This window comes from Caldicellulosiruptor sp. F32 (genome assembly GCF_000404025.1).
GTDB classification, from domain to species: domain Bacteria; phylum Bacillota; class Thermoanaerobacteria; order Caldicellulosiruptorales; family Caldicellulosiruptoraceae; genus Caldicellulosiruptor; species Caldicellulosiruptor saccharolyticus.
Map to the genome: position 1 here is coordinate 29,886 of NZ_APGP01000104.1, position 11,294 is coordinate 41,179.

Sequence of the window (11,294 nt, forward strand, 5' to 3'; positions counted from 1 at the left end):
AAAATTACAATTGAGACATTTGCCTCAAATCTTCCAAATATTGGTTAAATAACAAAGACACTTGTTCTATCAAGCTTTTGTTAAATATTTTGATTTTGCCAATGTCTTCAAAATATTTTTTCTTTAGTTTATCCCATCGATGCTCAATAATTTCAATTTTTGGATAAATCAATAAAAAATATTGTTTTAACTTGGTTTTTTCTCTCTCTGTAAACAATCGTAATATCTACTATATCACGAATTTTTAAATTTTCAGCCCTATAAAAAAGTTTTTTGACAATTATTTCCTCTGGTGTTTCAAGCCGCACCTTTCTACCATTAATCTCCATAATTTGACAATAATCTTTGGTTAAGTATGGCGCAACGACAAAATCTATTTCGCCTTCTGGGAACCTTAGCTTTACAAAATTAGATGCCTCAGTATAATCATCTACTATTTCTCTTGCCACTTCGTTTAGCCGAGGAGAGAGAAATGGAAGATATTGTGCTTCGGTTAAAAAGATATCAATATCTTTGCTTTCTCTATGGTGAAAGTACAAAGAAAGAGCTGTACCACCACCAAATGTCCATTCTTCTTCAGGTATTTTTGCACAGTCCAGAATAAGTAGCGCCTTATTAAATAATTCAGATAACATCTCGCAACATCTCCTCTAACTCTCTATTGGGATATAATTCTTTTACAAAAGATTCATAGTACTGTAATAAAATATTCTCATCAATCTTGTATTTTATAACAAATCGTATAATATCCTCCAGTGGAACATCGGTAAAGAAGTTATATATCTGCACAGAAAATTCTTCCTTGAACTCTTGATTTTTTATCATATCTGCAAGTTTTCTTTCGGTAAGGTAATTTACTGTCTGGGCATTGAGTGTAGTCTCTATCATCTTTATCACCCCTAAAGCTTTATGAAATTATACACTCTCTCATATGTCCTAAGTCCAGAGGTCAAAAACATTTTGCTGCACAGGCTCCTAAATAATAATCCCTGAACCTTTTTGTTCTTTTTATATAAATTTCTCTTGTCTTGATTATATACTTTCCTGAAAGTTATATTCAATATAAAATGAATGAAGTCATTGTCTATGTTTATTTAATATTTAATTATAGCGGTTTATAATTACACACTTGTAGTTTTTATCTTTTTTGCATGTATATCCATTTTGACCAAAAGTCGTTTCTGTCGACCTCTAATGGCAATTTTTTAAGATTTAAATTGTATTCGGTTTCATCGTGGTAGAGTAAGGTCTTGTTCAGATTATTGCAGCTGCTGGATAAACGGAAAGAGTTGAGGTGCTTATATTCCTTGACCTTTCTACATTAAATTGAGTTATCCAAACTTTCTAATGGTTTGTAGCCTACCTTTGGGGAACTTAGATATAAAAAGTAAAATCATTTTTCTCAAAACCACCTCAGTTGATGAGGTCAAGGTGGTTTTTATATTGCCAAGAATATTTATATTTCATTGAAATTTAAATTTTTATGTATTAAAATAGTTACACCGCTGATTTTATCAATGCACAGCTTCTTGCTTGTCATGCTTTAAAAATTATAGCATAAAAAGAATTTTACTTTTTTGCAAAAACACTCTTCTTGACTGGATGTTAAAACTGGTAGGGTGATAAAATGAAAAAAGCCAAATTCAAAGTTGTAGAAAAATTTGTCAGCATCGAAGGAGAAGGAATAAGAAGCGGGTTTCCTGCTATCTTTTTGAGATTTGCAGGGTGTAATTTGAACTGCTCTTATTGCGATACAAGGTATGCCACACAAAATCCTAACTATGAAGAAATAACACTTGACCAAATACTTGAATATGTTAATTCAACAGGTTTTAAAAGGGTTACCCTAACAGGTGGCGAGCCTTTAATACAGCCTCACATATACCACCTTATTGATAGCCTTATTAAAGAAGGTTTTGAAGTTAACATTGAGACAAATGGCTCTGTTGATATAAGATATGTCAACCGAAATGCCATTATCACAATGGATTACAAATGTCCATCAAGTGGAATGGAAGACAAGATGTTATTAGACAATATTAAATATCTTGGTAAGTCTGACGTTTTGAAATTTGTTGTTGGAACAAAGCAGGATTTAGAAAGAGCTTTTGAAATAATCCGGTTATTTGAGCCTTCATGCAATATCTACTTCAGTCCTGTGCATGGGAAAATTGAACCAAAAGAAATTGTGAATTTCATCCTATCACATAAACTTCAAAACTGCAGACTGCAGCTTCAGCTTCACAAGATAATCTGGCCAGATAGAGAAAGAGGAGTTTAAAAATAGGACAAAATAAATAACAAAAGGGCTGGACGAGTTGGATTTTCAAAGCTGCCAGCCCTTTTTGAGTTTAAGTTTCTTGTTGCTGGTTGCAAATCTTTACAAACCTGCAGAACGAACACTCCTCGGTCGTTGTGACCTGTCCACAAGTTTTGCACTCTCTTAGTTCAAGTTTTTCACTCACATCCTGAAAATGCCTTCTGCCCTTTTCAAGAAAACCATTTAAAAACCTTTGCTTTGTCCCAGGGCTTTCCTCTTCAAGCTTATTTAGTACTTCTTTGAAAAGAATTGAACGTGCTCCAACAGAATGAGGACACTCTTCATGCAAAAACTCAATCTTGTTCAAAAGCACATAGTAGAGGTTTTCTCTTTCTGTTAAACTATAAAGAGGCTTTACTTTTTTTATGAGTTTTGGATGAGTTTGAGGTAGCACTGGTGCTTGTCTTGCAAGATACCCCTCTTCCCAGCTTAAGACATTCCCAAGAAGTGTTGCCGCTTCATCGTCCAAGTTATGACCTGTTGCAACAGCCGAAAAACCGCCGTCGTATGCTACCTTGTTAAACAAATACCTTTTGATCGACCCACAAATAGAACAAGGACTTCGTTTTAAAGTCTTTGAAAGCTTGTATATATCAAGTCCAAACTCCTTTTTGATGTCCTTTACAATGAGCGGAAGGTTATTTTTACTTGCAAAGCTCTCAACAACCTCTTGTGACCTGTTGGAATACTCACCTATTCCAAGATTTATATACATTGCAACAACATTGTAGCCTTCTTTGACCAGAACATCCCAAAGAGCCATACTGTCTTTGCCACCAGAGATTACTGCTAAAATCTTATCTTTTTTGTCAAACATCTTGTATTTGCGAATATTTTTAGCTACTTGATTTCTGTAATAATACAAAAAACACTCATTGCAAAAGGCTGCATTGTGTCTTTTGAGCAAAATTTTAGCTTTTTGTTTGCATCTTACACACTTCAATTAACCAAATCCCCCTTCTCATCAGCCACCTGAGATTGCAGAGATTATCTCAACTGTATCCTCATCCTGTATGATTTCATCTGGAGCAACAATCTCACCGTTTTTTATAAAAACATGTGACTCTAAGCTTATCCCAAGCTCTTTTGCAAGCTGCTGGGCACTTTTCGGTCCTTTTATAGTAACCTGTTTGTTTGTTCCAACAAATACCACTGTCACCTTTAAAATCCCTCCCCACAAAATATTTAAAATACCTTATTAATTATAGCATACCTCAATTATATCATGAAAATTTTTGAGGAGTTTCTTCTTCTGTGGTTGAAAACATATATTAAAATGATAAAATATTAAAAAGAAGATTTTAGCTGGAGCTGAGTTTAAAGTCGATGTTCTTTATAGGAATATTTGGTATAGAAGAAAAGGCAAAAGTCATTCGTCAAATAGATGTTGAAATATGCCCATTTTGCACACGCAAAGGTTCGTACACTCTTTTTAAGGTTTATAACTATCTCCATTTCTTTTTTATACCTGTTTTGAGGTGGAACACAAGATATTTTATTCAAACAAGTTGTTGTTCAAAAGTTTACCTTATTACAAACCCTCAACTTGCACATGATTTAGAGTATGGCAAAGATGTGCCTATTACCCTTGCTGATGTTGAACTTTTTAGAAATTTGCAGGGAATGTACCAAGAAGGCATTGACTCTGATTTTTGTCCAAACTGTGGAAACAGAGTTTCAAAAAACTTCCTGTACTGCCCATATTGTGGTCAAAAACTTGAATAAAATCTTTAAAGACTTACTTTAGAAAGGAGAACTGATAAAAAATGAAAAAGTGTATAGTGGCAAACGACGCTCCAAAACCAGTCGGCCCTTATTCACATGCCGTTTTGATTAACAATATGCTTTTTGTGTCTGGCCAGCTTGCTATAAACCCGCAAACTGGGAAAATAGAAGGTGATGACATAAAAGCTCAAACAGAGCTTGTCTTTAAAAATATCGAAGCTATATTAAAAGAGGCTGGGTTTTGTTTTGACGATGTTGTAAAAGTAAACGTATATATTTCAGATTTGGCTGACTTTGCTAAGTTTAATGAAGTCTATAGCAACATCTTCAAAGGAAACTATCCAGCAAGGACAACTGTAGAAGCAAAGCTTTTGCCAGGTGCGTTGGTTGAAGTTGATGTTATTGCTGCAAAGTAAAAAGCTGAAAAAGAAAGGAAGGGCTATTTTAAAAAATGAGAGCTGTTGTTGTTCTGTCTGGTGGAATGGATTCAACCACTCTACTTTATGATATCAAAAACCAAGGATATGAAACCTATGCTATTAGCTTTTTGTATGGTCAAAAACACTCAAAAGAGCTTGAATTTGCAAAGAAAACCTGTGAACTTTTGAAAGTTCCACACAAGATTGTTGATATATCTTTTTTTGCAGACTTAGCACCATCAGCCTTGACAAAAAGCAGCTGGTCAGTGCCTGAAGGATATTACACAGATGAGAGCATGAAGCAGACAGTTGTTCCAAATCGTAATATGGTCTTTTTAAGCTTGGCAACATCATATGCAATATCCTTAAAAGCACAAAAGCTCTTCTACGGAGCACATGCTGGCGACCATCCTATTTATCCTGACTGCAGAAAAGAATTTGTTGAAGCTATGAAAAGATCAATTCTTCTTTGTGACTATCAAATTGTAGAGCTTGAAGCTCCATATGTAGACTTGAAAAAAGAGGATATTCTAAAGATTGGGCTAAAACTTGGTGTTGACTACTCTCTCACCTGGTCCCGCTACAAAGGCGGTGAAAAAGCTTGTGGAAGATGTGGAACTTGTACAGAGCGAATAGAAGCTTTCAGAAAAATTGGGGTAAAAGACCCTATTGAATACGAAATAGAAATTGACTGGGACCAAAAAACATGAAAAAACTAAAATAATAAGGCTGCCCACATATATTTCAAAGTGGACAGCCTCTTGTATTTTACTTTATCTGCCCATTTCACAGTTGAAAATAACTTTTATCTCTGAATCTTTTGTATTAAGACTTGTATCACTTAAAATGTCAAAAATATTTCCTAACTTATTCCAGATAACTTTTAATAAGGGGATTTTTCGAAAAGCAGCTTATTGTCCTTTTGAGATATTCTATATTTTGGCTTTCAATCTTCTCTTGTTGATACTGCTTCTCTAAGAAATCAAGCTTTTGTCGGATGATTTATAAACTTTTTCATCAAAATCACCTCATAATTACAAATTAAAAATGTGAATTGTTTTGAATATTCGCATTTTTATCACAATCCCCCTGTACATTTTCGTCAAAACAATTATAATATTAGGTAAATAGAAAAAATATTGGGGAATTTTTATATGTCTAAACTGTCCCAAATGTATTCCTTTTGGAAAAATTCAATTACCCAGTCTAAAGTTAGATTTAATACAAACTTAAGTAGCATATTTCAAGCTCTTTCAGGCTTCTATGAAAACGTGATGCCTGACTTTGCCATAGAATGGGATAGTTTTTTTTCAAACCCCACTTTCAGGCATCAACTTTCTCAAAAGATAGAGAGCTTTTTTCAAAAAAGAGAAATAAACTTTGTTGCAATTGATGGCACTTGTACAAAATGGGAAAGTTCCAATTACCTAATATTTTTTGCTGGAGCCTACGGTGCAAGAGGAAAAATCATACTTGCTCCTTACTCGGAAAAAATCAAGTATGAAAAATGGGACTTTTCAAGAGATGTTACAATGATGGCCCAAATACCAATTATGCCTTATGAAATTGAATTTATCGCAAGCGAAGAAGAAAAGAAACTCTTGGGTATAAGTTCTGATAAAGATTATCAAGAGATTTTAAACCTTCACGTTTCACTTATGCGATTAGCAGAAATCTACCTTGCATACCATATGGCTTCATCCTCTACTATTGACATGCCTCAAATAATCCTTTTAGACCTTATGCCAAGCTCTCTCTTGAGAATTCCATATGTTAATTATAAATCCTTGGGATTGTTAGGTCATAGGTTCAGAAACGATACCATAAAAATTAGTAATGTGGTTGTTTCGCTATCCCATCCTTTTAATTATCAGTTGCTTGTACCATCTAAAAAGAAGTACAGGGATTATTCATATTTTCTTGCAAAAGTCACTCAATCAATGAGCCAAGACAGAACAAAAACCGCCTTTACTTATGATGAGCTTTGCAGGCTAACTGGGAAAAATATTGAAGATCTCAAGCGAATTGTCCAGTTTTTAGAAAAAAACCAAATTTTAAAAATCAAAGAAGACGGCATACAAATGGATACATCTCCTGATCTTTGTTGGCAATATACAGTTGAATTTTTTGAGTATTTCTGTTCTCAGCTTTTTATCAAAAAAGACCCAAAATCCTTAGAGTTAGATTTTTACAAAGATAGTGGCACACCGTACCAAAATATCTCGCACCAAAATTTTAAAAGAGTAATATCACATGACGACATCAACTTTTTAATTTCAGTGGGAATAAGAGCTTTAATTGAAAAGTGCTGGGATAACAATATTTTACTTGTTGGAATTGCAAAGGATTCACAAAGCAGATATTTTTCTCGAAACTATCTTAAGCTCCTCATCGCAAGCAATTTGTTATCAGCTGAGATGAAAGAAAAAATGGAAAAGTATCCTATACCCATTTTGTGCAGTGACAGACTGCTTTTTGAAAACTACGCATACTTCAATCACAATCTCAACTCGCCTTGGTCTTCTGTGGAATTTGACTCTGCACTTTCAACACTTTTCGTGAACGAAAAAGGCGAAATAACTGGTGTAAAAGGACACATTGTTGCAGATGATAGGATATTTGCAAAATCCATTGCACAGTTTTTCATTAGCAGAAAGAAAAAAATCCCTTCAATGGGGCATGCAATATTTATTGAAAGGCTTTTGCACCCAAGCCTTGACAAAAATTTTTTAGAAAATACATTAATTGATTCACCCAAGTTGGGCTCTATTTGCCCATTTATACACTTAGATAAAACCTTTACAAGCTGGGGACAGGCAATGAATATGTATTTTTTGAGCGTTCTTACAAAAAATCATTTTCCAGAGGTTATAGGCTATCCTGAACCGCTTCATAAAGCTGACAGAAGCGCAAGGACTCTCTTGAGATTTGCAAAAGGGATTATAAAAAGTTCTGACATAGAAGAAAAAAGATTTCCTCTGGCCAAGCCTTTGAGAAAATTAAGAGACAATACAGATTTTGAAGATGAAAACTAAAAAAGGTGGGAATTGAGATATGTTTAATCAGGAAATAAGTGGAATACTTATGAAAGTAGATTCGGATTTTTACACCAGATACAGGGCTGAGGTTTGGTTTGACTACACCAAAAAAGCAATAAATGAGATAAAAGAAGGGTCTCTTTTGGCAATCCAGAACTTTTCGTCGTCTTCTGACAAAATTCACTATTGTATTCTTGAAATCTCATCCATTTTGCCTTTGCACTATGGTCTTAACAATGACCTGAGTGGATATCCTGGTTTTTTGGTCGAAGCTGCTGAAAATGTTTATAGAGACTGGGAAGACCAGCAGGATGAACCACTTGATGATGCAACAAAGATAAAATGTATCGCAATCCCCACCAATTTTGAGATTGTTATAAACAGCAGTGGAAAATTAGAAATTGGAATTGAGTCAAATCTTCCTATGATAGGCGCAAAAGCATTTTTGCTTGATGTTAATTTGACAAACAGAATAATCAACCACGGAATTGATGGTCAAGAACAGATAATAAAAATTGGGCATCTAATAAGAGATGAAAATGTCAAGATTTTGCTCAAAACTGAAGAGCTTTTAAGACTTCATTTTGGAATTTTTGGCTTTACAGGTGCTGGAAAGTCAAATCTTTTGAGCACTCTCATTAGAAAAATTATGCTTGATGTAGAACTTCCTGTAAAAATAGTAATTTTTGACTTGATGAGTGAGTACTCAACCCTGCTTGTCGACCTTCTGTATTCAATTGACCAAGCCTATATCGTCGGACTTGGCGAAAAGACATTTGTTGGATCTGTCTTAGAGGTTTTTAGAAGCAATCCAGAGGTAGCAGAGCATAAAAAACTGCTTATCAAAGCAGCTAAGGACATGGCATATTCTTCTTTGTATCCAAAAGGTCTTGCCAAATACAGAGACCTTTTTACAAAAGCATTCTATAAAATTTTAAATGATAAAAAGATAAAACTGTGGCAAGATTCAGGTTTGACCTTGGCTGATTTTGTAAGACTTCATGAAAAACAGCTTTTTAAAGGATATCTTGGAAGAAGCGAAGCAACTTTAAGAGAGCTTGTTGAAAAGATGAAGCAGGTTAACCGCCCACTTGATGTTAATCTTTGTAAGGCTACTATAGAAAGAATAAAAAACAATTATCTTTCAGGGGATTTGAACAGCATAGCTCGTTCTAACTTGGAATTGTTTGTCAAAGAACTTGAAAATAAATATAGGGATCTTACCTCAAATTCCACAAGACCAGAATATACCATAGACCAAGAAACCAGTTTGAATCTACTGAATGATGGTTCTAAAAAATCGCTCTTGATATTCCAATCTCATGACCCAAATGATCTTCGAAACAAAGCGTATCAGCTTGGCATGTCAATCTTTGAAGATAGGCGTAGAAATGGAATAATCGAACCTATAGTGAGCTTTATATTTGATGAGGCAGATGAATTTATTCCACAGGATGCAAAAGATTCTTATGAGCGTTCAAGTGAAGTTGTGATGAACCTTGCAAGAAGAGGAAGGAAATTTGGGCTTGGCGTTGGAATTGCCACTCAGCGAATAACTTATCTTAACACAAACATCATGGCACAGCCCCATACATACTTTGTGAGCAAACTCCCAAGAAAATCTGACCAAGAAAGAATTACTGACGCTTTTGGTATAGGCGAAGATATGTTCAAGCAAACTTTCAAATTCAAAAAAGGCTGCTGGCTTCTTGTAAGCTATGACGCAGTTGGTCTCGAAGCTGTGCCAATGCCAATTTATGTTGAAAATGCAAATGATGCAATAGAAAGGTTCTTAATCAGGCTGTAACCTATATTTCGTTGAAAACTTCATTGTACAACCACTCTTCTTTAGCAAAGCTTATATATACCATTTTCTTGATAAATTGAACATTCATATATTTCATATCAGCTGCTTTATTGATTCAATGGAAAGCTCAAAAAGTATGTAAAATTGATTGTACAATTCTTGATTTATATTTATGCTCTGAATATAAATAGATTTTACAATTTGATCAAAAGTTGTATCCATCGGCCTCCAGTGTAAAAATTTTGAGGTTTGATTTGTATGCGGTTTCATTTAGATTTGGCGTAGCTTTTTTGAAGTCTCTGGCAGCAGCTGTATAGACGAAAGGCTTTAAGGTGGTTTCGCTCATTGATTTTTCTATATTAAACTTAATTATTCATAGATGTTTTGATGTGAAAACATCTACATATGTATATAATATTAGATATAATAAAATCAAGTTATTTGACGTGTTTGTAACCTTCCTTTTGGGTGTGAGTAAGATATTACTGCAGAAACATTTGAAAAAGAAAGCAAGTTTGTAGCCTGTCCTTTGGAGATTGAGAGAGGTAGGAGTTTTCTTTCTGAATTTTTTATAAAAAACGTGGTCACCAAAGCTGCAAAAGGATGTTGCAGCCCTGATGCCACATGCAAAATGAATTATTTGCCCTACTCTAAACTAAAGACATTTTCAAGCTCACACTCTTCTTTTATTGTACACACTCCTTTTGCCCACATTGAAGAGAAATAGTCGCTGATTATGCTTGCAGCTGTTATCCTTCTTTTAAAATACTTTGCAGAGCCAAAACACTGCAAAACTGCTCCGCACTTGAATAAAATCTCAAAACCTTCTTTCTTTTCATCTATTTTAAAAACCTGAGACAAGTTCACATAGCCAAAGATAGGGTCTGTTGCTACTTTTGCCTTTCTGGTCTTGACAGGGATAAATGTAACATCTGGAAGAACAATTGGAAGAAGGTTCTTCTGCCCTATCTTCTTTGAGATGAGCTTTTTTATAGTCAAAGGATCAATTGCATACATAGAATAGAGCTTTTTTGTAAAGCTTCTGATTGACATATGACAGACTTTCTTTTCACCGTTTAAAAGAAGAAGCATAACTCCATCGCCGCTATCAAGATACTGTGGCACAAAGTATATAATATCTCTTGGAATCTTGTCCATTTAAAATCACCATCCTTCTGATACTTCACCAGATTTTACAACTTTTATATTTATTATAACGAACAATTGTTTGCAAGTCAATTGCTTTTAATCTGTATTATTTTTTCTGAGAGCTTGTCTATGGTGTCAGAAAGCTTGTCAATTTTGCTTTCAAACCTTGTTAAAAGATATACGCAAAGTACAATGGGAAAACCTATGTTAGCAATGTTTGTTATAATCTCCTGCACTGATATCACCTCCTGTTAATTTAAATTATCATGTGCTTTTATTAAGACATATCGGGGCTGCCTTCTGTTTAGCTTTTAAGAAGACAGCCCCACCAATTTTTAGCCAATGAGCTGATTTACATTTCTGTCTATAATTCTCGCTGAAACCTTCTCAACAATTGGTGCAGACACTGAAAAAATGTTCTTCTGGATTATCAAATTCATTACATTTTCAACTTCTTGTGCTGTCAAATTGCTCTTGGGGTCTGGGATTGAAAGCCTGAATGTTTTGCCATTTTGAAGCCTGAATGTCAAAACCAAAGTGAGCACTGCTTCTCACCTCCTTTCTTGCTAAAAGACTTTTTAGGCATTAAAGCCTCAAGATCTCAAGTGTATCAGTACACAAGCTCAAAGTTGTTCTGCCTGATGATTGCGTAAAGTGGCTTTGTCTGAAGGCTTGCTATAGCTTGAGCAACCTGATAAACATCCAAATCCTGCGCATCTGGTCGGATGTCATAAGAGAGTGTTTTGACTCTGATTTTGCCAGTTGAAGTTGTTCCATTTTGAAGTTTAATTAAAAGATTTCCTGTAAGTGGATTTGCTGCCATCTTTGCCTCACCT

The 11,294-nt window shown here is 34.7% G+C and carries 14 protein-coding genes; 6 read left to right on the forward strand and 8 right to left on the reverse strand.

The features are described 5' to 3' along the window. Positions 1-152 precede the first annotated feature (152 nt). Both H964_RS09470 and H964_RS09475 read right to left on the reverse strand, forming a co-directional pair. Entirely contained in the window at positions 153-635 is a 483-nt protein-coding gene (locus H964_RS09470) for a nucleotidyl transferase AbiEii/AbiGii toxin family protein (RefSeq protein WP_051109331.1), read from the reverse strand. Next, positions 625-888, reverse strand: a complete 264-nt coding sequence (locus tag H964_RS09475) for a hypothetical protein (RefSeq protein ID WP_039767032.1) — start codon at positions 886-888, stop codon at positions 625-627. The genes H964_RS09470 and H964_RS09475 overlap by 11 nt, the downstream gene beginning before the upstream one ends. A 739-nt stretch (positions 889-1,627) precedes the next feature. Here H964_RS09475 and queE point away from each other — a divergent pair. Further along, positions 1,628-2,281, forward strand: a complete 654-nt coding sequence (gene queE, locus H964_RS09480; RefSeq protein WP_039767034.1) for a putative 7-carboxy-7-deazaguanine synthase QueE — start codon at positions 1,628-1,630, stop codon at positions 2,279-2,281. 70 nt (positions 2,282-2,351) lie between these two features. On the opposite strand, the gene H964_RS09485 is transcribed toward queE, so the two are convergent. Continuing rightward, positions 2,352-3,263: a TIGR00269 family protein gene (locus H964_RS09485; RefSeq protein WP_039767036.1), complete on the reverse strand. Its 912-nt coding sequence runs from the start codon at positions 3,261-3,263 to the stop codon at positions 2,352-2,354. A gap of 21 nt (positions 3,264-3,284) precedes the next feature. Continuing rightward, entirely contained in the window at positions 3,285-3,479 is a 195-nt protein-coding gene (locus tag H964_RS09490) for a MoaD/ThiS family protein (protein ID WP_011915718.1), read from the reverse strand. Positions 3,480-3,646: 167 nt separating this feature from the next. Here H964_RS09490 and H964_RS09495 point away from each other — a divergent pair, with 167 nt between their 5' ends. From H964_RS09495 to H964_RS09515, 5 genes are all read left to right on the forward strand, one after another. Then, positions 3,647-4,045, forward strand: coding sequence for a zinc ribbon domain-containing protein (locus H964_RS09495; RefSeq protein WP_011915717.1), 399 nt, complete (start codon positions 3,647-3,649; stop codon positions 4,043-4,045). 41 nt (positions 4,046-4,086) lie between these two features. Beyond that, the gene (locus tag H964_RS09500; RefSeq protein WP_039767037.1) at positions 4,087-4,461 is read left to right on the forward strand and encodes a RidA family protein; all 375 of its coding nucleotides are present in this window, start codon (positions 4,087-4,089) and stop codon (positions 4,459-4,461) included. 35 nt (positions 4,462-4,496) lie between these two features. Then, positions 4,497-5,174, forward strand: a complete 678-nt coding sequence (queC, locus tag H964_RS09505; RefSeq protein ID WP_039767039.1) for a 7-cyano-7-deazaguanine synthase QueC — start codon at positions 4,497-4,499, stop codon at positions 5,172-5,174. 444 nt (positions 5,175-5,618) lie between these two features. After that, positions 5,619-7,499 carry a hypothetical protein gene (locus H964_RS09510; RefSeq protein WP_039767040.1) on the forward strand — a complete coding sequence of 627 codons (1,881 nt, stop codon included), beginning with the start codon at positions 5,619-5,621 and terminating at the stop codon, positions 7,497-7,499. Positions 7,500-7,518: 19 nt separating this feature from the next. Continuing rightward, entirely contained in the window at positions 7,519-9,309 is a 1,791-nt protein-coding gene (locus tag H964_RS09515) for an ATP-binding protein (RefSeq protein WP_039767043.1), read from the forward strand. A gap of 645 nt (positions 9,310-9,954) precedes the next feature. Here the strand turns inward: H964_RS09515 and H964_RS09525 are convergent. The 4 genes from H964_RS09525 to H964_RS09535 all read right to left on the reverse strand — a co-directional run. After that, on the reverse strand, positions 9,955-10,467 hold the full coding sequence (locus H964_RS09525) for a hypothetical protein (RefSeq protein WP_039767047.1): 513 nt from the start codon (positions 10,465-10,467) through the stop codon (positions 9,955-9,957). Positions 10,468-10,544: 77 nt separating this feature from the next. Further along, a complete protein-coding gene (locus H964_RS12225; RefSeq protein ID WP_011915711.1) occupies positions 10,545-10,694 on the reverse strand; it encodes a YvrJ family protein in 150 nt (49 codons plus the stop codon). Positions 10,695-10,793: 99 nt separating this feature from the next. After that, on the reverse strand, positions 10,794-11,003 hold the full coding sequence (locus H964_RS09530) for a DUF2922 domain-containing protein (RefSeq protein ID WP_039767048.1): 210 nt from the start codon (positions 11,001-11,003) through the stop codon (positions 10,794-10,796). A 65-nt stretch (positions 11,004-11,068) separates the two neighbouring features. Further along, positions 11,069-11,294 (reverse strand): DUF1659 domain-containing protein (locus tag H964_RS09535; RefSeq protein ID WP_237738266.1); only part of this gene is annotated, 226 nt, incomplete at its 5' end.

What these genes read in the sequence shown, in the direction of transcription:
- H964_RS09470 (WP_051109331.1), bottom strand. Translation starts at nt 635, where the DNA reads ATGTTATCTGAATTATTTAATAAGGCGCTACTTATTCTGGACTGTGCA.
- H964_RS09475 (WP_039767032.1), bottom strand. Translation starts at nt 888, where the DNA reads ATGATAGAGACTACACTCAATGCCCAGACAGTAAATTACCTTACCGAA.
- queE (WP_039767034.1), top strand. Translation starts at nt 1,628, where the DNA reads ATGAAAAAAGCCAAATTCAAAGTTGTAGAAAAATTTGTCAGCATCGAA.
- H964_RS09495 (WP_011915717.1), top strand. Translation starts at nt 3,647, where the DNA reads ATGTTCTTTATAGGAATATTTGGTATAGAAGAAAAGGCAAAAGTCATT.
- H964_RS09500 (WP_039767037.1), top strand. Translation starts at nt 4,087, where the DNA reads ATGAAAAAGTGTATAGTGGCAAACGACGCTCCAAAACCAGTCGGCCCT.
- queC (WP_039767039.1), top strand. Translation starts at nt 4,497, where the DNA reads ATGAGAGCTGTTGTTGTTCTGTCTGGTGGAATGGATTCAACCACTCTA.
- H964_RS09510 (WP_039767040.1), top strand. Translation starts at nt 5,619, where the DNA reads ATGTCTAAACTGTCCCAAATGTATTCCTTTTGGAAAAATTCAATTACC.
- H964_RS09515 (WP_039767043.1), top strand. Translation starts at nt 7,519, where the DNA reads ATGTTTAATCAGGAAATAAGTGGAATACTTATGAAAGTAGATTCGGAT.
- H964_RS09525 (WP_039767047.1), bottom strand. Translation starts at nt 10,467, where the DNA reads ATGGACAAGATTCCAAGAGATATTATATACTTTGTGCCACAGTATCTT.